The 23,257-nt window shown below is 61.4% G+C and carries 19 protein-coding genes and 1 tRNA gene; 10 read left to right on the top strand and 10 right to left on the bottom strand.

Features of this window, described 5'->3' with window-relative positions; translation table 11 throughout:
- Window positions 1-89: 89 nt before the first annotated feature.
- Window positions 90-1,169: a LacI family DNA-binding transcriptional regulator gene (locus EH165_RS01075; protein ID WP_206426037.1), complete on the bottom strand. Its 1,080-nt coding sequence runs from the start codon at window positions 1,167-1,169 to the stop codon at window positions 90-92.
- A 197-nt stretch (window positions 1,170-1,366) separates the two neighbouring features.
- Between EH165_RS01075 and EH165_RS01070 the strand changes: the two genes are divergently transcribed.
- From EH165_RS01070 to EH165_RS01060, 3 genes are all read left to right on the top strand, one after another.
- Window positions 1,367-3,406, top strand: a complete 2,040-nt coding sequence (locus EH165_RS01070) for a glycogen debranching N-terminal domain-containing protein (protein WP_124797654.1) — start codon at window positions 1,367-1,369, stop codon at window positions 3,404-3,406.
- Window positions 3,407-3,724: 318 nt separating this feature from the next.
- Window positions 3,725-6,967 (top strand): DEAD/DEAH box helicase, encoded by a 3,243-nt coding sequence (locus EH165_RS01065; protein ID WP_124797653.1) that lies wholly within the window; start codon window positions 3,725-3,727, stop codon window positions 6,965-6,967.
- 332 nt (window positions 6,968-7,299) lie between these two features.
- Window positions 7,300-8,484: an MFS transporter gene (locus EH165_RS01060; protein ID WP_124797652.1), complete on the top strand. Its 1,185-nt coding sequence runs from the start codon at window positions 7,300-7,302 to the stop codon at window positions 8,482-8,484.
- Between the two features lie 4 nt (window positions 8,485-8,488).
- Here EH165_RS01060 and zwf read toward each other — a convergent pair whose 3' ends face one another.
- The 5 genes from zwf to EH165_RS01035 all read right to left on the bottom strand — a co-directional run bounded on the left by zwf (window position 8,489) and on the right by EH165_RS01035 (window position 13,607).
- Window positions 8,489-9,994 carry a glucose-6-phosphate dehydrogenase gene (gene zwf / locus EH165_RS01055; protein ID WP_206426036.1) on the bottom strand — a complete coding sequence of 502 codons (1,506 nt, stop codon included), beginning with the start codon at window positions 9,992-9,994 and terminating at the stop codon, window positions 8,489-8,491.
- 75 nt (window positions 9,995-10,069) lie between these two features.
- Window positions 10,070-10,462, bottom strand: coding sequence for a hypothetical protein (locus EH165_RS01050; RefSeq protein WP_124797651.1), 393 nt, complete (start codon window positions 10,460-10,462; stop codon window positions 10,070-10,072).
- 137 nt (window positions 10,463-10,599) lie between these two features.
- Window positions 10,600-10,896 (bottom strand): hypothetical protein, encoded by a 297-nt coding sequence (locus tag EH165_RS01045; RefSeq protein ID WP_124797650.1) that lies wholly within the window; start codon window positions 10,894-10,896, stop codon window positions 10,600-10,602.
- Between the two features lie 367 nt (window positions 10,897-11,263).
- Window positions 11,264-11,743 (bottom strand): SsrA-binding protein SmpB, encoded by a 480-nt coding sequence (gene smpB / locus EH165_RS01040; protein WP_124797649.1) that lies wholly within the window; start codon window positions 11,741-11,743, stop codon window positions 11,264-11,266.
- Window positions 11,733-13,607: an ABC transporter ATP-binding protein gene (locus EH165_RS01035; RefSeq protein ID WP_124800215.1), complete on the bottom strand. Its 1,875-nt coding sequence runs from the start codon at window positions 13,605-13,607 to the stop codon at window positions 11,733-11,735. The genes smpB and EH165_RS01035 overlap by 11 nt, the downstream gene beginning before the upstream one ends.
- 365 nt (window positions 13,608-13,972) lie before the next feature.
- On the opposite strand from EH165_RS01035, the gene EH165_RS01030 reads away from it, so the two are divergent.
- Window positions 13,973-15,565, top strand: a complete 1,593-nt coding sequence (locus EH165_RS01030) for a stealth family protein (protein ID WP_124797648.1) — start codon at window positions 13,973-13,975, stop codon at window positions 15,563-15,565.
- On the opposite strand, the gene EH165_RS01025 is transcribed toward EH165_RS01030, so the two are convergent.
- Both EH165_RS01025 and EH165_RS15260 read right to left on the bottom strand, forming a co-directional pair.
- Window positions 15,562-16,494, bottom strand: a complete 933-nt coding sequence (locus EH165_RS01025; RefSeq protein ID WP_124800214.1) for a phosphodiesterase — start codon at window positions 16,492-16,494, stop codon at window positions 15,562-15,564. The two genes, EH165_RS01030 and EH165_RS01025, sit on opposite strands and share 4 nt — an antisense overlap.
- A 53-nt stretch (window positions 16,495-16,547) precedes the next feature.
- On the bottom strand, window positions 16,548-16,694 hold the full coding sequence (locus EH165_RS15260) for a hypothetical protein (RefSeq protein ID WP_164479053.1): 147 nt from the start codon (window positions 16,692-16,694) through the stop codon (window positions 16,548-16,550).
- A gap of 26 nt (window positions 16,695-16,720) precedes the next feature.
- Here EH165_RS15260 and EH165_RS01020 point away from each other — a divergent pair, with 26 nt between their 5' ends.
- Together EH165_RS01020 and EH165_RS01015 are read left to right on the top strand one after the other, a co-directional pair.
- On the top strand, window positions 16,721-19,162 hold the full coding sequence (locus tag EH165_RS01020; protein ID WP_124797647.1) for a putative bifunctional diguanylate cyclase/phosphodiesterase: 2,442 nt from the start codon (window positions 16,721-16,723) through the stop codon (window positions 19,160-19,162).
- Window positions 19,163-19,241: 79 nt separating this feature from the next.
- Window positions 19,242-19,324, top strand: a tRNA-Leu gene (locus EH165_RS01015).
- A 146-nt stretch (window positions 19,325-19,470) separates the two neighbouring features.
- Here EH165_RS01015 and EH165_RS01010 read toward each other — a convergent pair.
- Together EH165_RS01010 and EH165_RS01005 are read right to left on the bottom strand one after the other, a co-directional pair.
- The gene (locus EH165_RS01010; RefSeq protein WP_124797646.1) at window positions 19,471-20,745 is read right to left on the bottom strand and encodes a tyrosine-type recombinase/integrase; all 1,275 of its coding nucleotides are present in this window, start codon (window positions 20,743-20,745) and stop codon (window positions 19,471-19,473) included.
- Window positions 20,742-21,521, bottom strand: a complete 780-nt coding sequence (locus EH165_RS01005; RefSeq protein WP_164479052.1) for a helix-turn-helix transcriptional regulator — start codon at window positions 21,519-21,521, stop codon at window positions 20,742-20,744. Before EH165_RS01005 ends, EH165_RS01010 begins: the two co-directional genes overlap by 4 nt.
- A 96-nt stretch (window positions 21,522-21,617) precedes the next feature.
- On the opposite strand from EH165_RS01005, the gene EH165_RS01000 reads away from it, so the two are divergent.
- The 4 genes from EH165_RS01000 (at window position 21,618) to EH165_RS15250 (ending at window position 23,050) form a co-directional block, all read left to right on the top strand.
- A complete protein-coding gene (locus tag EH165_RS01000) occupies window positions 21,618-21,839 on the top strand; it encodes a helix-turn-helix domain-containing protein (RefSeq protein WP_124797644.1) in 222 nt (73 codons plus the stop codon).
- Between the two features lie 223 nt (window positions 21,840-22,062).
- The gene (locus EH165_RS15255) at window positions 22,063-22,230 is read left to right on the top strand and encodes a hypothetical protein (RefSeq protein WP_164479051.1); all 168 of its coding nucleotides are present in this window, start codon (window positions 22,063-22,065) and stop codon (window positions 22,228-22,230) included.
- A complete protein-coding gene (locus tag EH165_RS00995; RefSeq protein ID WP_124797643.1) occupies window positions 22,227-22,898 on the top strand; it encodes a hypothetical protein in 672 nt (223 codons plus the stop codon). The genes EH165_RS15255 and EH165_RS00995 overlap by 4 nt, the downstream gene beginning before the upstream one ends.
- Window positions 22,895-23,050 (top strand): hypothetical protein, encoded by a 156-nt coding sequence (locus EH165_RS15250; protein WP_164479050.1) that lies wholly within the window; start codon window positions 22,895-22,897, stop codon window positions 23,048-23,050. The genes EH165_RS00995 and EH165_RS15250 overlap by 4 nt, the downstream gene beginning before the upstream one ends.
- Window positions 23,051-23,257 lie beyond the last annotated feature (207 nt).

The following is a 23,257-nucleotide window of genomic DNA, read 5'->3' as shown; positions in this document are numbered from 1 at the left end:
CAGGCTCCTTAAGGCCAAGGGGCACGGCACTGGATTCAGGTCCGCGTGGTTTGGTGCAGGAAAACTAGGGGGACATTGCGAGGCGACGACTACTGGTCTGGTGGCCGCGAAGAGGCCCGAGGGATAAATTTCGGCGGGAGCAGAATCCGCTCCAGCGCGGCTGTAGCGCCGGATGGCCGTTCAATTTGGTCGATGAGCAGCCGGGCGCAGTGATCGGCCACCGCCACCAGTGGTTGATCCACCGAACTCAACCCATTGCTGGCAGCCACGGTCGAGTTATCGAAGCCGACGATCGAAATCCCGGTGGGACGCCCTTGGGCGGCGAGCTCGGCTAGCATTCCCAGTGCCATGACGTCGGACACGCACACCACCGCTGTCAAAGCGTCGGTGACCGGCAGGTCGGAATCGGCCACTGCAGGCGCCAGCATTTCGCGGGCGCCCATCCGGGCGGAATCCAGAGTGTTGTCGCGTCGCACCGGTTCGCAGCAGTCAAGATTGGCTTCGCGCATCGCCTCGCGCCACCCAGCCTCACGATCGTTGCCGACGTCGGAGTCTGGCTGCCAGCCCAAAAACCCGATCCGTCGATGGCCAGCTGCGATCAACGTTTCGGTCGCAGCTTTGGTGCCGGCGCGTCCATCGACATCCACCCAGGAGTGGTGGTCCGAGTCGTCCCAGGGGCGGCCGAAGGTCACACACGGAATGCCCTTGGTGGCCAGGTGATCGGTACGCACGTCGCCGCGGTGGGTGCTAGTGAGCACGATGCCGTCGATGTCCCAGCGATCGAGGAGTTCGTCGAAAGCGGCGATCTCTCCCGCGTCAGTCGGTGAGGTGTACAAAATGATGCGGTAATCACGAAGCGCTGCCGCATCGGTCAGCGCGTGTAGGAAACGGTCAAAGACCGCGTCGCCGTCGACACCGACGATTCGCAGGCCGATCAACCGGGATTGGCCCGTGCGCAAGCGCTTAGCGGCTAGGTTCGGCCGGTACCCCAGTTGTTTGATGGCCTGATGGACCCGCTCCGCTGTTTCTGCCTTCACCAATGCCGGGGAGTTCATCACGTTCGACACTGTCTGGCGGGAGACACAAGCCAGCTTTGCTACCGAGTCGAGGGTGGCTTTCGAGGCCGAGGCAGGAGTGCTTGCGGTGTTATTGGTTGCCGTATCGGTCACTCGTCCTCCTTGACGATTGGTCCTAATGGATCGTTCCAATTTCAGGCTTGCGTCCGTTGGATCGATCCAACTAAGGTCGAAGTGTCGGCTGAGTCACATAGCCTGTCAAGCTCTTTGCCAAAACGTAATCAAAAATTCGCCCGTTTCTACCAGTGGGGCCGGGCCTACTTCTTCCCGGAAGAATCGAGTGCTCCGCCATGACTCAGCAAGGTCTGCAGCCGTTCCTCCACGATCTGGTGACCTGTCTGGCTGCGCCGACCGTCAGCCTGTCGGGCAAGGATGGCCAGATCCACCCGGTGGGCGCACAGGGCATCTTTGCCGCAGATTTGCGAGCTATCGGCCAGGCCGTGGTGTCCGTTTCCGGGGCTGCTTTGGAACCGGTCAGCCACCAGATACTGGGCGCAGCCGAAGCTGAGTTTGTTGCTGTGACTCGCTCTGTCGAAGACCCCACACCGGACCCGATCAGGTGGCTGCGCCGGCGCCGAAAGGCGCTGGCCACGGGGTGCCAAGAAAACTTTGTGCTCCATAACGCTGGGTTTACCGATTGGCACCTGACCCTGGAGCTACGACTGGCCACTGATCTCGCGGATATGGAGATGGTCAAATCCGGTCTGCACTCGCAACCGCGCACACCCGTTTTGCAAGGCACCCGAGCACTGTTCGCCGCCGCCCAGACCACCGTATGGGTCCAGGCAGATGACGCTGACCTGGTGATCGAGGGCAATGACGTGGTTGCCACGTGGAACTTGTTCGTACCAGCCAGGTCTGCGCGCTCATGCGGCTGGTCGGTAGAAGTCGCCGACGACGGCGCAGCAGTTACCGCGCCGCTGGGTGCAGCGCCGTTCACCGCCCCGCACGTGATGGCAGACGACCGAAGACTGGCGCCGCTGATCACCACCAGCATTGCCGATCTCAAGGGACTTCGGCTCTGCACCGGACTGGCCCCGAACGACGAGTTCTTCGCCGCCGGCTCCCCCTGGTACCTCACACTTTTCGGCCGCGACTCCATCTGGGCGGCCCGAATGCTGCTGCCGCTCGGGACGGAAATGGCGTTAGGAACCCTGCGGACTCTCGCTGCCTACCAGGGCACATCGGTGGTGCTCGACACGGCCGAGGAACCCGGCAAGATTCCGCACGAGCTCCGGCGCGCACCGTCCGAGGTGTCGCACACGTTCCTGCCTCCGCTCTACTACGGCACCATCGACGCCACGCCGCTCTGGATTTGCCTCCTGCACGATGCTTGGCGGTGGGGATTAGCAGATGAGCACGTCCGAGAACTGTTGCCAGCAGCCGAGGCTGCGCTCGCGTGGCTGGCAAATTACGGTGACAGCGACGGTGATGGCTTCCTGGAGTACATCGACCGATCCGGCCGCGGCCTGACGAACCAGGGTTGGAAAGACTCCGGGGATTCGGTGCGGTTTGCCGATGGCCGGATCGCCGAAGGGCCCGTCGCTTTGGTGGAGGTCCAGGGCTACGCCTACCAGGCAGCCATCGCGGGGGCGGCGCTGCTGGAAGCCTTCGGCCGGCCCGGCGCTAGCCAGTGGCTGGCATACGCTGCCAGGCTCAAAGCCGCCGTGCACCAGTCGTTCTGGACCTCAGACGAGCGCGGCTCCTACCTTGGGATCGCACTCGATGGCCACAAACAACTCGTGGATTCAGTCACTTCAAACATGGGCCATCTCTTAGGTACCGGCATCTTGGATCCCGCCGAAGCCATCATCGTGGCCGATCGCATGGTCGACCCGACCATGGCGACAGCGTATGGGCTACGGACGATGTCGTCGACCGGCGGCGGTTATTCGGAACTGAGCTACCACTGCGGCTCGGTCTGGCCCCACGACACGGCGATTGTGATCGACGGCATGACGAGAGAAGGTCTGATCGCGCAAGCCGCGGTGCTCACCGAAGGTCTGCTGACCGCTGGCACCGCCTTTTACGGGCGGATGCCGGAGCTTTTCGGCGTTTTTGACGACACTGCGGCGCTGGTTCCCTATTCCGCGTCCTGCCGTCCGCAAGCCTGGTCAGCGGCTTCGGCAGCGGTGTTGTTGCAAAGCATTCTCGGCCTGCGCGTAGACGTTCCCGGCGAGACGATGACGCTAAATCCGTCACCGAGCGCTGGCAGCCTCAGCGTCGACGGCCTCAAGGTTGCAGGACACTCGTTTGGTGTGCGGACCAGCCCGCTGGAGACGACGGTGGTCGGTGACTTACCCACATTCTTGGTGGTCAAAGTCGGCTAGGGATCGCAGTCCGAATCTTGGAATGCGTTGCCCTACGCAAGCTTTCCCTCCGGCACCGAGGGCGATCAGCACCGAGAGGAAACTCCCCTTCGCTCGTAGGTACTGACACAACTGGGGATGGGTTCGCCGAATCCAAGCTCGGCGCAAGTGAGAAAAGCATGAGTTCTGCCCGCGCCCCTCAGACGCTCCGCTCGGCTGTGCGGCGGTGAGGCGGCGGTGGTGCTGTGCGGCGGTGTGCAGCGTCGGTTCTTCTCAGTAGGCTGCGCCTGTGTCGACAACTGCCTCCCCATTGCCTCTGACGATGATCGGCTGCCCACGGTGATTGACGTACTGTCGCTGAGCCGACTCGTCGGCGGCGCCACCTTGCAGAAAGGGCTGGACTATGTCCGCCGCGGCGCCGTTATCGACGTCGCTGTCACCGAAGAACCGCTTACTGTCGTCGGCCAGGTACAGGGCACGGCCCGAACCCCCTACCGGGCAAGCGTTTCGCTGGTAATGCGCGGCGAGTCCATCGCGGCCCTCACCGGGGTGTGTTCGTGCCCTGTGCGGATGAAGTGCAAACACATCGCAGCGCTGATCATCAGCGGACTCGGCAGCCGCCACGCTCCCCCGCCGAAGCCAGCCTGGGAACGATCGCTGGCCGGACTCATCGAGCAGCCCGATGACGAACCCGCAACCGGCGAGGTCCCGCTTGGCCTGCAATTCGAGTTGATGGCGCCTGCCAGCCGATATGCGTCCACACCGCTGGCGGGTGCGCAGCTGCGACCTTCCACTTTGGGGATTCGTCCCGTTCAGCGTGGCAGCAAGGGTAAGTGGGTTCGAACGGGAATCGGATGGTCGAATCTGCACTATTTCGGATACGGCCGCAGCCAACCCAATGCCGCGCATCTGAAATGGCTCAGCTCAATCGCCGCGATAGCCGCCGGTGGCTCGTACTACGCACCGACATCGTGGCTGTACTTGGAGGACATCGCCGGGGCGGCGTTCTGGGACCTGCTCGCCCGGGCGGGCGAGGTCGGGATCACCCTGATCGGCTCCGATAAGGAGCAATCAGCAGTTCAGGTCGAAGCGCGGCCAGTCAGGATTGCCCTCGATATCTCCCGCGCGAGCAACGGTATTTCCTTGCGTCCCATCGTTGCCGCCGCGGTCGGGCCTGTCCGATCCGAATCGTGCCTATTACTCGGATCCCCTGCCACCGCGGTGGTCTCATGGATCGCCGGGGATCTGGCCGCATCTATCAAGGACCTCTATCTGACCATCACGCCACTGGAATCGACTGTCCGCAAAGAGTTGCGCTCCGTTTTTCAGGCTGGCACACAGGAAATTGCGAACCCCGAGATTGACCGGTTCGTCGCCACCTATCTTCCCGCGCTGCGCCGCAGGGTGCACCTCACCTCCACTGACGAGTCGTTCACTATTCCCGAACCGCCACTCCCAAAACTCGAACTGGTCGTGGAGCATCTGCCTGGGCACGAACTTCACATTCGATGGAATTGGAACTACTTCGGCGATTCGACCAGGCAGGGGCTTTACCCGGGCGCACAGCGGGTCACCTACCGAGATTTGGAATTCGAAAGCGCTGTACTGCAGCGCTTGTCGTCATCGGTCCTTGCTTTGCCCGCTCTGTTTGACGCTGGCAGAATTACACCGGAGAAGAAACTAGCTGGCCTACAGATGCTGGAATTCCTCGCCGAACTCTTGCCGGTACTGCAGAACCTTGATGGTCTCGAGCTGGTGGTACTAGGGGAAGCGACCTACCGCGCTGCAGAATCCGATGCCGTTATTGCCATCGCTGGCAGCGAATCGGCTCAGGGCAGAGACTGGTTGGATCTCGAGATCAGCGTCAGCGTGGACGGCGCGGACGTGCCGCTGCGGGAGATTTTTCTAGCCTTGGCCCGCGGCCAAGACCACATGATCATGGAAGATGGCACCTACTTTCGCTTGGCAACAACAGCTTTCGAGCAACTCCGGGTGCTCATCGAGGAGGCCCGGCTGCTGCTCGATCCGGGCGAGAAGTCAGTCCGTATCAGTCGATACCAGGCCAGCCTCTGGAATGACCTCCATGCGCTCGGCGTCGTCGACGACCAAGCGAGGGCGTGGCAGGAATCGGTCAGCGCCCTGAACAACGTCGGCGAGTTGACGCATCAGGAGCTCGCACCGACGATGGACGTGACACTGCGGCCCTACCAGCAGGATGGGTACGACTGGCTCAGCTTCCTCTGCGACAGCGGGCTGGGCGGCATTCTGGCTGACGACATGGGTTTGGGTAAAACCATTCAGGCGCTCGCGCTGATCACTCGCGCTGTCCACCAAGGTAGGACTCGGCGGCCGTTTCTGGTGGTCGCTCCGACCAGCGTCGTCGGGAACTGGCAAGCGGAAACGAAGCGGTTTGCCCCTACCCTGTCTACCGTTGCGGTCACCGGGACCGGCAAGAAGCGCGGCATCGAGCTCGCGGATGTGGTCGAGGGTGCCGACATCGTGATCACGTCATATGCGTTGTTCCGCCTTGAGTTTGCCGCCTACGACAGCCTGGAGTGGGCGGGTCTGATCCTGGATGAAGCCCAATTTGTGAAAAACCACCTGTCCCAAGGCTATAAGTGCGCCAAGAAACTCACCACACCCTTCAAGCTCGCGATCACCGGCACGCCCATGGAAAACAACCTGATGGAGCTGTGGTCGCTGTTCTCGATCACCGCCCCGGGCTTGTTCGCCACCCCGCAACGTTTTGCCGAGTACTACCAAAAGCCCATCGAAAAGGGTGTCGAGGCTGAGAAGCTCGCCCAGCTTCGGCGCCGCATCCGACCATTGATGTTGCGCCGCACCAAGGATCAGGTAGCGAAAGATCTGCCACCGAAGCAGGAGCAGACCATCGAGTTGGAACTCAACCCCCAGCACCGAAAGGTCTACCAGACCCATCTACAGCGAGAGCGGCAGAAAGTGCTCGGGCTCATCAACGACATGGATAAGAATCGGTTCGAGATCTTCCGGTCGCTGACCCTCCTGCGCCGGCTCAGCCTGGACGCAAGCCTGATCGATGAAAAATACTCCGCCATTCCTTCGACCAAGCTCGACGCCTTACTTGAGCAACTCGACGATATCGTTGCCGAGGGACACCGAGTCCTGGTGTTTAGTCAATTTACCGGTTTCTTGACGAAGGTGCGAGGTCGCCTGGAATCGGCCGGTTTCGACTATTGCTACCTCGACGGGTCGACCCGTGATCGGCCAGAAGTGCTAGACCGCTTCAAGTCTGGGCGTGCACCCGTGTTCCTCATCAGCCTGAAAGCCGGCGGCTTTGGCCTCAACCTCACCGAGGCTGACTACTGCATATTGCTCGACCCCTGGTGGAACCCGGCCTCCGAGGCACAGGCGGTTGACCGGGTGCACCGGATCGGTCAAACCAAGAACGTCATGGTGTATCGGCTCGTTGCCAAGGGCACCATCGAAGAAAAGGTGATGGCGCTCAAAGCGAGCAAGGCGAAGCTATTTTCCAGCGTGATGGACTCCGGCGGGGTACCTGCCGGCGCACTGACCGCGTCGGATATCCGAGGGCTTCTGAGCTGATGCTGGGCAGTGCCCGCACACTTGGCAACCAGCACCTCGGTCGCCGGCTGGCAGGCCCGGAATGAGGGTGCGCGTCAACAAGGCGACGGCCGCTGCGCTGGCCAGCGAGCTAGCGCCGATGAACCCATCGACACTGAGACCGATGCCAGCCTGCGCTTTGTCTACGGAGCTGTCCCCCCACCTTCGAAACTCGCAGCCGGTGCGTGCGACCTATAAGCTGGGGTCGCAGTCTGCGGCCGTCGGCCCGGGCTTCCCTGGTACTTCGCTGGTGTCCCAACACTTTTAGAACCTGCCTGGGCCGGAAATCTCTGGGAAGTGCAGCACCCCCCGTCATGTCATCTGACCCTACCCCGCAAAAAACGTCAGGCTCCCTCTGGGCGCAGTCTGACGTCCAAAGGCTCGTCCTCGTCAGCATTTTCGCTTTTGTCAGTTTCTTCTTCACGCTGTCGTCTCTCCCGCTGTGGGCAGTTGCCGGCGGGGCCAGCGAAGGCTCTGCCGGCCTCGTTACCACCGTCATGCTCGCCTGCACCGTAGCTACCCAACTCCTGGTTCCGGCGATGATCCGGACCCTCGGCGTTGGCGTCACCCTCGCTGCTGGCCTGATCGCCCTCGGCGGCGCGAGCCCGTTCTACCTGCTGAGCCATGACCTGTGGTGGCTACTGGTGGTTTCCGCCGTCCGCGGCGCGGGTTTCGGGGTGATCACAGTGATGATGCCGATTGCTGCCGCCGGCATGGTCCCAGCCCGCCGACGTGGCGAAGTAATCGGCATTTACGGCCTCGCCATCGCAATCCCGAATCTCATCTGTGTCCCCGTCGGCGTCGCCGTGACCAACGCCGGGAACTTCTACTGGGTCGCGCTATTCGGAGCCGCGCCCGTCTTGGCACTTTTCCTGGTGAGGGGGTTCGCGCAGTTCAAACCCCACGAAGAAACTCCGGCAAACCAACCCGTCACCCCGCTGGGGAAAAGTGTCCGCGCGATCACCGGAATCACCCTCGTATTGCTGGTCATCACCCTCGCGGGCGGTGCGGTCCTGACGTTCCTACCCATCGTCAACACCAGCGCCACCGTTACCACTTTGGCCTTGGTGATCCTGGGTCTGGTCGCCGCTGTAAGCAGATGGGGCGTCGGCCTCTTGTTCGATCGCACTGGCTCCCGGTTGTTGCTTCCCGTGGGAATCACCTGCGGCGCAGTTGGCATGGTGGCACTGGCTCTCGGCATCGCTCAGAGCAGTGGGGCCTTGGTGCTGGCTGGCGCATTCTTCCTGGGAATTAGCTACGGATCAGCACAAAACCTGACGCTGTTGCTCGCATTTGCACTTGCAGGCCCGGACCGGCAAGCCACCGCAAGTGCCATGTGGAACGCGGCGTTCGATTCGGGAACAGCTATCGGAGCCCTCCTCGTCGGGCTCGTCGCCAGCGCGGGAGCAGGATTTTCTTGGACATTTGCTGGCTGCGGAATTTTGATCCTGGTGGCAACCCCCCTCGCCGTGTCGGCAGCCAACAGAGCCCGGGTCTGATGCCCTAGGACGTGGACTTCTTCTCGCGCCAGGTGCGTTCGAAGGGCAACCGCCACGCGTGGGGAGCAACCAGCTGATGGATGGCATTCGGTCCCCATGTCCCGGGGGCGTAAGTCTTCACCGCAGGTGGGTCGTCCAGCAGGGGAATTGAACGCTCCCACAGGCTTTCGATGCCCTCGGCAGTGGTGAACAGCGTGTGGTCGCCGCGCATCGCGTCAAGAATCAGCCGCTCGTACGCCTCAAGCACATCCGCGGAGTGGTCCGTCTCCTGCGTCGCGAACTGCATTGACAACTTGTCCAGCCGCATCCCGGGTCCAGGCCGCTTGCCGTAGAAGGACAGAGATACCTTTGATGCATCCGCGAGATCGAACGTCAAATGATCCGGTCCCTGAGATCCCACGCCGGACCCCGGCGGGAACATGCTCTTCGGCGCCTCCCGGAAAGCGATCGAAATAATCCGCTGCCCCTCCGCCATTTTCTTACCCGTCCGCAGATAGAACGGCACACCCGCCCACCGCCAATTGTCGATCCGCACCTTCAGCGCGATAAAAGTCTCGGTGTCCGAGTCAGGCGCCACGCCGTGCTCGTCGCGGTATCCGCTGTACTGGCCCCGCACTACATCGCTCGGCCGAACAGGCAACATTGACCTGAATACTTTGTTCTTCTCTTCGCTAATAGCGCGCGGCTCGAGCGCGGTCGGCGGTTCCATGGCGACGAAAGCCATCACCTGAAGGAGGTGGGTGACGACCATATCCTTGTAGGCGCCGGTGGACTCGTAGAACTCCGCGCGGCGGTCAAGTCCCTGTGTCTCCGGAATATCGATCTGAATGTGATCGATGAAGTTGCGGTTCCAAATCGGCTCGAACAGGCCATTCGCAAACCTGAACGCCAGAATGTTCTGGGCTGGCTCTTTGCCGAGAAAATGGTCGATGCGGAAGATCTGACTCTCGAAAAACGTTTCGTGGACCTGGTCGTTAAGGTGGATCGCGCTTTCCAGATCGGTACCGAAAGGCTTCTCCATAATGACGCGCGAGCGGGCCACGAGGTCTGCGTCTTTCAACATTTTGATTACCGCGAGCGCCGCTTTCGGCGGCACAGAAAGATAGTGCAGCCGAAGGACGTCATCTCCGAGTTCGGTTTCCGCCCGCAGGACCGCCGCGGCCAACTCCGCAGGCCCCGCACTTTGCGGCACGTAATGCAGGTTCTTGGCAAAGCAGTCCCACTGCGCATCCGACAGCGCGTGGGTGCTGAACTCCGACACCGCCTGCCGCGCAAACTCACGGAACGACTCATCGTCGAAGGCCTCCAGCGAGGTCCCGACGATCTGAATTTCCGGCGTCAACGACGACAGCGCGAGGTGCGTGAGGCCGGGCAACAGCTTGCGGCGCGCCAGGTCTCCGGTTGCGCCGAACAATACGACGACGTGCGGCGAGATGTGTTCGGTGGCGCTACGCGACGGGCGCGACCCGGGAGCTGGGTACGCGATGCTTTCTTCGTTTGATATGGCCATGGGCCGATGATGCCACCATCAGGTGGCGCGCGGTCGTAGTGCGGGAAGAGTTTGCCCGCAAAATATGCGATTGCTTTAGCTTTGCAATTCTTTCCGAGTCACCCGGGTGGGCTTTGCTGCTCGACGATGTTTGGTCGGCGCCACCACTTTTGCCATGGCGTGCCGCTTGCCATCGATCTGGTGGACTTTAAGCACTTGCTCCAACTTCGTGTGCCGAATCCTGCTGGCCTGCTTGCTAATTCCCTGGGATTCGCCGATGTCGCCATAGCTAGCCTGCGGCAGTGAAGTACGCAGGCGGTGTACTGCCAACGCCTCGATGATGTCTAGCGCCACCCGCGCCTTCGAGATGAGTTCGATCTTCGTCAGATCGAGCGCGAACTCAGTACTGTCGTCCGTGTCGCCGTTGGCCTGGGTTGCTGCTTTGTCGATGAGGTTCTCGATGTAGTCGTACATCTCGGTGAGCTCCATTACTTGAGTGTGCCGGACAATCGCTCTCATCGACAACTGTCGTTGTCGATGGGAGCCGGAGCGGAAACGGCAGAGGCGCCCTGGCCGGCGTGGCCTGGGCGCCTCTGGTTTATCGCGTGCGCACGCGAAAAATCGGGTTAATACGTTTGGCCAAGGCCAGGGGCCGGGGCATTGGCCAGCACCTCTTCGTAACGGGCCTGGCGAATGCCGTTCACGAAGTCGTTGGCATCTTCCTTGTCGCGGACCACCTTGGACACCACCACCACAGCAAACATCGAGGCGATGATGCCCATGCCGATCGTGTACCGGTCTTGCACGGTGATGTTGAGCATCCAGAGGTTCCCGATGTTCCAGATGCCGGTCAGTCCGAGAAAGGCGATGGAAGCGCCGAAGAATGCTGAAGTGTTTTTTGCTGCGACCTTGGGTGTGGACATGGTGGTGCTCCTTTGAGTGTGGGTGGTTTGCTGCGATGGGAGGTGCGGAAATGCGGCTGGCTTAGCGCCCAGAGCGCCTGCGCCGCTTGATGATCAGCCGGCCGCGAGGCCTTCCGGTGCTGCCAGCTATCACCCTGGCGAGGGCTGAGGCGATGTTTTGGAACTGCTCGCTGATTGGCATGTGGGAAGTGTGCACCACGACAACCTGCGTTGTCAACGACAATCTTTGTTGTCGTTAATATATCTTTTGGCCTCGGGCACCCCGAACTACATTGTCCCGCCCGAGGGTGCTGGTAGTTCCCGCCGAAGCGTAAAGGCGGGCTCGCCGTCTGTAGTAGTGAACTACAGTGAGATATATTGCTAGAGGTCAGATTTGGCCCTTGTAGCGCCGACTCACTTCGCGTTGAATCTCGCGGTTGGCGTCGCGTTCGGCCAACGCGTGACGCTTGTCGTATGTTTTCTTACCCTTGGCCAAAGCCAGCTCGAGCTTTACCTTGCCGTCAAGGAAATACAAACTCAGGGGCACCAATGCATGTCCGCCGTCGCGGACCTCGGCGGCAAGTTTGGCGATCTGCCGGCGGTGCAGCAAGAGCTTGCGGGGCCGCCGCGCCGCGTGATTGGTCCATGTTCCCTGAAGGTATTCGAGAATGTGGACGTTGCGAAGCCACACTTCGTTGTCGGTGATGGTGGCGTACCCCTCGACGAGAGATGCGCGGCCCTCCCGAAGCGATTTCACCTCGGTACCGGTCAGCACAATCCCCGCCTCGATAGTGTCGATAACGAGGTAGTCGTGTCGAGCTTTCTTGTTGGAGGCGATCAGCTTTCGACCGGTGGTGTCACGAGCCACCTTCGCCTCCGGTGTTTCGATATCCGGGCTCAGCAAACTGAGTTCGGTAGAGCTCTGCGTACGCTCCCCCGAGTTCCAACAGGTCTGAGTGAGTACCGGATTCCACAATTCGTCCGTCGTCGATCACCAACACCTGGTGTGCTGCACGGATTGTCGAGAGGCGGTGCGCTATCACGATACTGGTGCGGCCTGCCAGAGCCACCGCCAAGGCGCCCTGAACCGCGTGTTCACTCTCGCTATCCAGGTGCGCCGTTGCCTCGTCGAGGATCACAATGCTCGGGGACTTGAGGAGCAGCCTGGCGATTGCGACACGTTGCTTCTCCCCACCGGAAAGTCGATACCCGCGATCGCCGACCAGCGTGTCGAGTCGTTCCGGTAGCTCGGCGATCTTGTCAGCGATGTTGGCTGCCCGCAATGCTTCCCAGATTTCGTCATCCGTGGCGGTCGGCTTTGCATACCGCAGGTTGGCGCCGATGGTGTCATGGAACAGGTGCGCGTCCTGGCTCACAACGCCGATAGCATCGCGCAGGGATTGCTGGGTCACACCGCGGACGTCTTGCTCCCCGATGCGAATGGCGCCGCCGCGGACGTCATAAATACGCGGGATCAGCTGGCTGATAGTGGTCTTGCCCGCCCCGGAATGGCCAACCAGCGCCAACATCTGGCCGGCATGTGCGGTAAAAGTGAGGCCCTTCAACACTTCTGCGGGAGAGGACTGGTCAAGAACGGCGACGTCCTCTAGGGACGCAAGGGACACCTCCGCTGCTCGCGGGTAAGAGAACCGAACATCGGTGAACGTGACGTCCGCGGCGGTGGCATCCGCCAGCTCCACGGCGCCGGGTGCATCGGCAACCATCGGCGGCAGATCCAACACCTCAAACACTCGCTCAAAACTAACGAGCGCGCTCATCACATCTATACGCACATTCGACAGCGCCATCAACGGCCCGTACAGCCGAGAAAGCAACAATGCCAGCGTGACCACGGTGCCCGCAGAGAGCTGTCCGGTCAGCGCGTAGTACCCGCCGAGGCCGTAGACCAGCGCCTGCGCCAACGCTGCCACCAGACTCAACGCGACGAATAACGCCCGTGCATACATAGCCGACCTGATGCCGATATCGCGGACCCGCTGCGCTTTATCCGAAAACGACTGCGCCTCGACCTGCGGACGACCGAACAGCTTCACCAGCAACGCGCCCGAGACGTTGAAGCGCTCCGTCATCGTCGTGTTCATCGACGCGTTCAGGCTGTAGGACTCCCTGGTGATCGTTTGTAGCTGGCGGCCGACGCGCTTGGCGGGGAATACGAATACCGGTAGCAACACCAGGGCCAGCGCGGTGATTTGCCACGACAGCGTAAACATCACGGTGGCGGTGATGACGAGGCTGACAGCGTTGCTAACGATCCCGGACAGGGTGGACGTGAATGCCTGTTGCGCCCCCAGAACGTCGTTGTTGAGGCGGCTCACCAACGCGCCGGTCTGGGTGCGCGTGAAAAATGCCAGCGGCATCGATTGAATGTGCGTGAAGACCGCAGAGCGCAGCTTAAAAATCAGCCCCTCACCGATACGCGCCGAGTACCAGCGCTGCACATACGAGAGCACGGCATCAACGACCGCCAGCCCCGCGATAAAGATCGCCGTCCACACGACAACAGACACGCGCCCATTGCTGGTGATCTCGTTGACAACTCGGCCGGCCAGTAACGGGGTGGCCACGCTGATCAACGCAGCGAAGACGACCAGAACGGTAAACATTGCGAGCAACCGGCGAAACGGACGGGCAAACGTGAGGACCCGCCTCGCGAGGCCCTTGGCCAACGGCTTGCGTTCAATACCTGGCTCGCGCCGAGCGGCGCGCATCATCGAGAAACTCGCGCTATCTCGCACTGTGAAATGCTCCTCAACTGCGTGGGTGTGGCCACCACCGAAGCGGTGCCCGGTGCTACGGCATGCGAGGGTGCGGCCCGCGCAGCTTCCATCATCGGCGCTCTCGACGTCGCGGTGCCACCTCCGAGCGAACTCTTCCGCTGGCGGCGCAAAAAATATCGTGGCGCGCCGCGCGGGCTAGAATGGAGACGTCCCAGCGTGTCGCGCCGTCATCGACAGCAGCGGGTGTCCACCAGACCCGCCAGCGGATTCACGCCTCGGGCGAATACTTTTCGACAACCGAATTGCTGTGTTCGCAGTAGCTCTAACGAGGCGCAACCGCTGTATCGAGGGGGTCCATTATGAAATCTGTCGCCGCCGAGGCTCGCTCCGGCGCGGAAGAACCCTCGAAGCTGTTGCAACGCGACGATATTGTCATGCACCAAGGGCGTTTGACGCTCGTCAACAGCGAGCTGACCCCCCAGCAGGCAATGATTGCCGACCTGTTAGCCATCAAAGATGTTCTCGATGCGGGCGGATTCGAATACCTGCTGGTGCGCGGCAACGATGAGCGCCCCGTGCTCGCGGTCAACTGGCGCCAGCGCGTCGCGATCATGACGGCGTTGAGCGCGTCATTGGCAAACGAACCGTTCTACGCCAAGCCTGCAGATGGCAAGGACAAGGAACCCTTCCTGATGTCGGCGGGATGGCCGTCAGAAAGAGGGAGGTGCCGCATCTTCCGGTTGTTCCGGCCGCGCGTAGAACTTCGCGGAGGCCTGAAATACGGCGCCTCGTCGGGGGTTCAGCTCGAGATGTGGTCAATGCGCAAAAACTCCATTATCGCGCCCGTGGATAATTCGCTCACGCGCAAGCGCGTGATGCGGGACGAAGCCCCGCACACCACCGTCCTGAAGTACGGCGCCACCTGGCCGACGCTCGAGAATATGTTCGCCGAGTTCGCGACCGACATCACCTTCGATATCGACATCGTGTTCTCCTGGGTAGATGGTTCGTCAGCGGAGTTTCAGCGAGCCCGCGCCCGCCGGATGGACAGTTACGTGGTGGGCGAAGGCGACGACGCCGATTCCAGGTTTCGCCAACTGGACGAGTTGAAATACGCGCTGCGGTCTATCTACTTGTTCGCACCGTGGATCCGCCACATCTTCATTGCCACCGATTCGCCGCGGCCGCAGTGGCTCGACGAACACCCCAAGGTCACCCTTGTTCGCGGCAGCGATCATTTCTCCAACCAAAATGCCTTGCCCACGCACAACTCGCACGCGGTGGAAAGCCAACTGCAGCACATCGTGGGCCTCAGCGAGCACTTCTTGTACTCCAACGACGATATGTTCTTCGGTCGGCCTGTCCGCCCCGAGATGTTCTTCTCCCCCGGCGGTTTGACGAAGTTCCTGCAAGCTCCACTGCGCATCGGTGTGGGCGATTCCGACCCGCAACGCAGCGGCTACGAAAACGCGGCCAGGGTCAACCGGGCCCTCCTTCTCCACAGGTTCGGCAAGGTGACGACCCGTCATTTGGAACACGCCGCGACCCCTCTGCGAAAAAGCGTGTTGGTCGAAATGGAAACCGAATTCGCGGAAGACTTCGCTCGCACCCAGGCCAGTAAATTCCGCAGCGCCACCGACATCTCAGTAACTAATTCGCTCTACCACTATTACGCACTGATGACGGGGCGGGCAGTGGTCCAAGACAGGGCGCGCCTGAAATACGTTGACACCACGTCTACTTCGGGTTTGCGCTCCCTCACCGGCTTACTCAAGAGCCGCTCACTCGACTTCTTCTGCCTGAACGACGGCAGCTTCCCCGAGGTACCCGAAGAGGAACGGGCCGCGACGGTGCGGCTGTTCCTGGACCGTTACTTCCCGATCCCTGCACCCTGGGAAGTACCCGAAGCTGCCTCGGAACTAGGACTGTCGCCGCACACGGCACGGCACTAGAAGACAAAGTTCGACGTGGTGGGCGAACCGGGTGGCGCGATCACCACATCGGCCTCGCGCAGCCGATCCCCCACCTCCTCGGCGTCGACAGCGCCGAAGGTCTGGTGCTGCACCATCGGAACCACGGAGTGCACCACGGTGTCGCCGTACACGTGCACCAGGTTGTAGGCCTGCGCGGCGTCTTGCCTGCGCATACCGCCGACAGCAACCACCAAGTCTTGCGTGTAACACGTGGCGGCGGCGACCGAGACCGGGATCCCCGCGAATGTTCCATGCGTCGAAAAGTGCAGATGACCCGCGAGGATCGTCCGAACGTCGCTGCCGGTGATAACCCGCTTCAACTTTTCCTGGTCTCGCAGTTCGACCAGAACCGCTAGATCCAGGATGCACGGCAGCGGAGCGTGGTGCATTGCCAGGATCGTGCCGTGCGGCGCTGGCGTGCCGAGTTCGGCCGCCAGCCACTCCAATTGCTGGTCGCTGACCTCCCCGTAGTGGAAACCCGGAACGGTGGAATCGAGTGTGATGACCCGGAGTCCGTTGACGTCGAAAACCTGGTCAATAGGCTGGACACTGGGGCCGTCTGCCAGCAGCTCAGTGCGGAAATTAGCGCGATCGTCATGGTTACCCATCACCCAAATAACCCGGGTCCCTAGACGTTCCGCCACCGGGTCGACGATCTCCCGCAGCGCCGCGTACGCCTGCGGCTCACCCTTATCCGTGAGGTCGCCGGTGACAATGATGGCCTCCGGTTTGGTCCCCGCCGCTTCTAACGACGCCAGCAACTGGCGCAGGTAGCCGGCATTATTGATATGCCCGTATAACGGGGCGCCGCCCGGGAGCAGGTGTGTGTCGCTCAGATGTAGAACAAAGTGCTTGGCGTGGGGATATTCGGCCTGTCTTGGCACGGCGGGAAACTCCTGACCTGACAGTGACGGGCGACCACTGGCCATGGAGCCGCCGGGGAATGATGAACACCATCGAATCAGATACCTCGGGTGAATGGGGGGCGCACCGGCGTCCGCACGACGACTTTTTTTCGCTGCTCTTCAGCGGCCGCTTCCCCCTCGGAGCTAATCCCCGGCACAACCCCGTCACCGAAGGTCAAGATCTCGGCAGCTGTGCCCGCCATCGGCTGCGCAGCTGGGTGAGAGAAAGATGAGCAGCGAATATTCCCGCCATTCGGCCGCTGAACAGGCGACAATGGGCGGTGCCACAGAAAGGTTACCCACAGCTATGCCAGTCGACTTGCGCACGCTTCGCGTCAGCGCGCTGCCGTTCTGGCGGGGGCTAGCGGCACTCTCGTGCGTACTACTGGTGGTCACCTTTGTCGTAAGACCCGGCGGGGACAACGTCATGGGCGTGGTCGGCAACCTGAGCCAGTTAATAGCGTCGGGGATTGGAGCGACCTGCGCTGCGTTCGCCGCGCGACGCAGCATCGGCCGATTGCGCCTCGCGTGGATCGCCTTCGCCGTTGGTCTCGGAAGTTGGATGCTCGGGCAAGCAGTGTGGTGTTGGTATGAGCTGATTGCCCACGTCGAATCCCCGTTTCCCTCAGTAGCCGATGCCGGATACCTCCTGTTCCCGGTGGCAGCCTGCGCTGCCCTCTTCCTGTTCCCCGGGCCTAGCAGTTCCGAGGCTCGCTCCCGCAGCTTTCTCGACGGCTGCGTCGCAGCGGGCGCGTTGCTGGCAATTTCTGGATCAGTTGTTTTGAACGCGATGGCGCAGGCCGGGCATCCCGGCGAATGGGAACTCATCGTCTCCTTCGCCTACCCGCTCAGTGACATTCTTCTAGTGGCACTAGCACTTTCAGTTCTCGCCCGACCCACAGTGCAACGCCCAAGCTTGGTGCTCATCACCCTGGCGATGACCGCCATGTCGTTGTCGGATAGCGCCTTCGCCTACCAAACCGCCACTGACTCCTACATCACTGGAACGTACGTCGACCTTGGCTGGCTTGCGGCGTTCATCCTGCTCGCTGGAGCCGCCGTTTCCAGCAAACCGAGCACCGAAATCGGGGGTGAAGCGCACACCGACGTCCCGGCGGGGGCGACCATGCTTCCGTACACCCCACTGTTCATCGCTGCGGTAGTGCTGTTTGTTCGGTACCTCTACGGACACCCTCTCGGCAGTGTCGAGAGGTTCGCTCTGGCTAGCGTCGCGCTCGCAGTTCTGGCCCGCCAGTACCTGACAATGCGGGAAAACCACAGACTGCTGGCCGAAGTAGCTGCCCGGGGACACAAACTGCAGCAGCAAGCATTCTCCGACCAGCTCACCGGTGTGGCTAACCGCGCACTCTTCTCCAACCGCCTCGCCCACGCACTGGACCTGCATCGGCGCGATATGCGTCCGCTGGCACTGTTGTATTGCGATCTCGATGACTTCAAAGGCGTGAATGACTCGCTGGGGCACGCGGCGGGTGACGAGCTCTTGATCCGGATTGCCGAAAGGCTTCGCGGAGCTCTGCGCACCGGCGACACCCTTGCCAGGTTGGGCGGCGACGAATTCGCCATCCTGATCGAGGATGGCGGAGAAGCCACGCTTGTTGCCACCCGCGTGATGGATGCGTTCCAAGAACCCTTCCAACTGGCTGGCACATCGGTTCTGATTGGGGCGAGCGTCGGCGTGATCGAGGTGCCTGCCGAAGACGAAGCTCCCACAGTTGAGTCGCTGATGAGCCGGGTGGATGTCGCCATGTATTCGGCGAAACGCGCTGGCAAAGGCCAAATGGCGATGTACCACCCGTCGATGGCGCTGGCCACGAGCTCCGACCTCCGACTGCGTGGCCCGTTGTCGAGGGCTGTCCACGAGGGCACCATCACAGTGCTATACCAACCCATTGTCGAATTGAGCTCTCGACGAACCGTCGTCTTCGAAGCCTTGGCCCGCTGGGAGCACGCGGGGGCAGAAATCCCCCCAGCAGAATTCATTCCGTTGGCGGCGCGCTCCCACCTGATGCCCGCACTTACCGACCACATCCTCGGGCGGGCGTGCGCCGACGTTGCCCGCTGGTCTGAGCTAGTGGGTCACCGAAACCTGCGTGTTGCGGTCAACATCCCGCCCAGCTTGATTACCGACAGCGAGTTTCCCGATCGGGTCGCCGCAGTCCTCGAACTCCACGGGCTCCTGCCCCAACAATTGATGCTTGAAATTACCGAGGACGCGCTTTTGACGGACCTCGACGTCGCAGCAAACGTCACGGGTCGACTGTGCACACTCGGCGTCCTGTTGGCGTTGGACGATTTCGGTACCGGCGCTTCGTCGCTATTCCACCTACAACAAATACCGGTACAAGTGCTCAAGATCGACATCTGTTTTGTGACAAGACTCGACAAGGATCCGGCGGCGGTCAGGTTTCTGCAGGCCCTCATCAAGCTTGGTCAAAGCCTTGGGGTGGACGTCATTGCCGAAGGCGTGGAACGCGAGGAGCAAGCAAAGATCCTCGAGTCCCTGGGCTGTCCGTACGCGCAGGGGTACCTGTTTTCGCATGCCATCGACGCCGAGACCATCGAGCACGCACTTGATGTCGGGGCGCAGGGGAGTGCAGATCTCGGGCCTGATCACACAGCTGGCATTGTCAGCTGGGCCGGTCGGGGCTGACGGTCCCCGGCACACCACCCTCCGATCGCAGTGTGTGTCGAGCGCCCATCGATGCGTGATAATCTCAGGCGAGTTACTCGCGCGAGTGGCGAAATGGCAGACGCGCACGGTTCAGGTCCGTGTGTTCGAAAGGACGTGGGGGTTCAACTCCCCCCTCGCGCACAGTGCAAGAAAGCCCCTGACCTGCGGTTACGTCGCAGATCGGGGGCTTTCGTCGTTTCCATGTGTCAAGTTATGTGTCAAGCGCGTTTATTCGGGTCAAGATCCGCGTCCTTGCATGTGTCCGAAGTGGCTGGAACGCGCATCGGTTAGGCGAGGACGGCGGCCAGGAGGTCGGCCGCTGATGCCTGCATGGTCGGCAGGACGTGACTGTAAATGTCGAGGGTAATGCTGATGTTGGCGTGTCCGAGTCGTTCCTGAATCACCTTCGGGCTGACCCCCTGCTGCAGTAGCAACGTGGCGTGCGTGTGCCGTAGGTCGTGGAGCCTGACCGTGGGGACCAGCCCTGTCAGATCAGCCGGCCTTCCCTCCCCTGCTGCCTTCTGCGCTGCCTGCATCTGCGCCCGGCGGCATTGCTCCACTGACCGCTGAAACTGCCGTGAGAAGCGTTCAGGGTGCTGCGGCTTATTGGACAGATCACCGAACACGTATGCGCCGGGTGTTGCAAGTTCGAGGGACAGTGATGCCCGTTGTAGTTTCCATTCCTGCAGTAGCTTCATGGTCGCCGCGTCCAAGGCGATGACCCTGGACTTACCCGACTTCGGTGGCTTCACGGCCAGGTGCTCACCCTGTTGGTGGTCCTTCACCAGGACAACGGATCGCCTGATGCTGATGGTGCTGGCTGTTTGGTCTAGGTCGCGCCATTGAAGTCCCAGTACTTCCCCACGCCTAGCGCCGGTACGGACCGCTACGGCCCACGCCCAATATCTCCCATCCCCTGCCTGCTTGGACCATGCGAGGAACGCTTTCACCTGCTCCGATTCCCATGGGTGTATCTCTGGCTTCTGCGCCCTGACTGTCTTGGGTGACGGCGGCCTGGCGTCCTTGTGCCTGGCTGCGTTACGGGTGACTAGGTTGTCGCTGACTGCTGCCTCGAGCATCTGCCCGATGAGGACGTGGACCTTGAGGACGGTGTTGGCTGAGAGTGCCTGACCGGTGCGGGTGGCGTCCTTCCTGCCGTGTGCCTCGAGTTCCCGGTAGTGCTTGGCAAGGGTCGTCGGTGTCACCTTAGGGATGGTGAGCGCACCGAGGGCGGGGGTGATGTGTAGGCGTGCGAGCTTGCGGTATCCGGCCATGGTTATTTCGGCCAGGTCTAGGCCTGCGAGCCATTTGGTGATGAAGTCCCCGAAGGTCGCCGCCCCTTTCTTCCTGGCTGTCGTGGTTGATGTGCCGGTGAGGATGCGTCGGCCTTCGGTGGCTGCCTCGGTGCGGGTGGTGAACCCTCCGCGCACGATGCGCTTGGTGCCTGCATCGGGGTTGTCGGGGTCTACGGGTAGTCGGGTTTCGAAGCGGTAGCGGGTGCCGGCTTGGGTTGTGTAGGCGTTGATGCTGCCGTCCCCTGCTTGCCGTTTGCGGGTAGTCATGAGGATTCGCCGGCTAGGAGTCGCAACAGTTTGGCGTGGTCGGCTTCCTCGGATTCCATGTTGTGTAGGTCGGCGGGGACTGGGTACGTCCTGGCTTTCGCTCGGTGCGCCTCCATAACTTGCCAATGCTTGTCTGCCTGTTGACCGACGTACTGGAACACGGACTGCCAGGTATCGATCACGGAGTCAGTTTTGGCCGTAGTAAAGACCAGGAAAGCGTGCTTGACCAGCGGCATCAGGGCTCGCCACTTCGTCAGTTCGGCTTCCGCGAGGCGGAGGTCTGACAGTGCGCCAGCGTCGTTTCGCGGTTCGATGTAGTACTCCCAGATTCCGTGTGTTTCTCCGGCATCCCATTCCTCATAGCCCAGGCTGTATTCCCCTCGTCCCCAGTCTTGATGCATGGGGTCGTCGGCGCTTGTAAGTTTGCGAACTTCACCGGAGAACCAGAGAGCCGCCTCCCAGGTTGAGATTCGGTCTGGACCTGGCACACCGACTGTGTCGATGGTCCCCACCGGAAACAACAGAGCCAGCGGCGCAACTTCCAGCGTGCGTGCGATGGTCACGAGCTCCTGAATCGGCACGGTCTCTTTCCTCCCACTTTCCAGTGAAGCGATGGTGTTTCGGCTAACGGTGTAGCCGAGAGTCCGAGTTCGATCAGCAAGCTGCTGAGCAGACAGTCCCCGCCGACCACGCCAGATCTTTATCTGCTCACCGACCATTCGACTCCAGTCAATTCCCCAAGTTGGCTCTACGTCAGTCCCGTCTACCTGTGTCATAGAAACACACTCTAGTGGACATCTTGACATTTGGATACATCGAGTGGTCTACTGAGTAAGACACAAATTGTGTCGCGTATTGAAAAGGAGGTGGAGATGTCCAAGTCGAAAAAGCTCACACTTGCCGACGTTCGGAAGATGACCACAGCTGCTCTCACACGTACCGAAGGCGCGGAGGTGCTGGACGTAGACGTTCGGACTTTGGATCGGGCGATCGAGGAAGGCACCTTTCCGGCGATCCGCATCGGGAGGCGCGTACTGATTCCCCGCGAGCAGTTCATTCGGATTCTCGACGGCGTTGCCAGTCCGGCGGCCTGATCGTGCAGACCGAAAACAAAACGGCCACCAAGGAGTTGTCGCTCCCGGTGGCCAATCACCGCACCCATTCCGCAAGAAGGAGTTCAGTAATGAATCAAGGTTACAACGTCCCACCCACACCGGCGGTCCCGGTGAATGCGTTCACCCAGTTCATCGTGCGTTCTACTGGGAGTCTTCCCCGCAGTCCGTTGCCGGCTGTCGCTCGCGTTCGGGTGTCCCGCTGATGGCCCGCATCGAGTCCCGGTCGCTGATCCTGGCTCCGATTGTTGCTGAGCGTGTGGATTCTTTCGCGCAGCCAGTGCAGATCACGTTCGGCATTTCGGGGACTGTGTTCCTGAATGATTCCGAAGCGCGTGAGTTGTTGGCCGCTTTGAAAGAGGTTGTCCTGTGAGCGCCGCCGCAACGACTTTCGCTGATGCCCTCGAGTTCCCTGGGTTCTTCGACGGCATGGACAAGATTGGTCAGGCCAACGCACTGTTCAACGCCGGGGCTGACCTGGTCGCAGATGTCGTCCCGCTCACGGTGTTATGTGCCTGGGTGTTGGAGCGCGACTGTCGCGTGTACGTCGAAGCTGACGTGCCTGTGGTGGCACCGGGTTTCCCTGTCACTGTTGAGGTTGATGCTGGCGATCGGCGTGTTGTTCGTATCGCCGGTGCCGCCAGCGTTGCCGATGTTGTGGCGTCCTTGGAACAGGCTCAGGATGGGCTGCCTGGGCAGGGCCTGGACGCCATCGAGGGCCGGTTCTGGTTCGGGCCGAAGATCGCCCGGTGTGAGAAGTGGTGCAAGTCAGGTCATCCCGCTGGACCTAATGAGTACTGCGAGCAGGAACTCGATTCGGTGCAAACCATCTCAGGCGAAACAGTGTCGATCAGGGTTACCCGCTACCGTGCCCATGGCCTGTTCACCGGACAGGCCCGCATCGAGTTCGACGGCGCTCAGTTGTCGGCGCTGTCCGCTGAGACCGCCGTCCAGTTCGGTGGTCTCATCGTGCTCGGCTCCATCATCGCGTCCACCTCTACGGGTGCCGCTGACCTTCTGACGGGAGCGAAGCGCGCATGAGCAAGAAAGTCGCCAAAAAGAAGGCACGGACAGTCACTCTCACCAAGGCCCAAGCCAACGAGCTTTGGGAAAGTGGCCGCCAGTTCGGCTATGACGAGGCTGTCGCCACAATGGTCAAGCTTGACCATTGGCGCACCGACGAAAAAGCCTGACATGTGTTGCCGTTTCAAGGGTCTGCTGGACGTGGACCTAGTACTGGCAAGGGACCGGGTGTCCCAAGGCAGGCCAACGCCACACCTTTGTGGCCAACCCAGTCTTCGCGCACGTATGCGCAGAATTGAGCCTCACCATGGCACAGGCTGCCCCTCAGTTACGAGCAGTACCCGAGTACGAACCCGCCCCGAGCTAGTCGATTCGAC

It is taken from the genome of Nakamurella antarctica (assembly GCF_003860405.1).
Classification (GTDB): domain Bacteria; phylum Actinomycetota; class Actinomycetes; order Mycobacteriales; family Nakamurellaceae; genus Nakamurella; species Nakamurella antarctica.
Note: the sequence above shows the minus strand (reverse complement) of the source record. Positions and strands in the feature narration are given on the sequence as shown.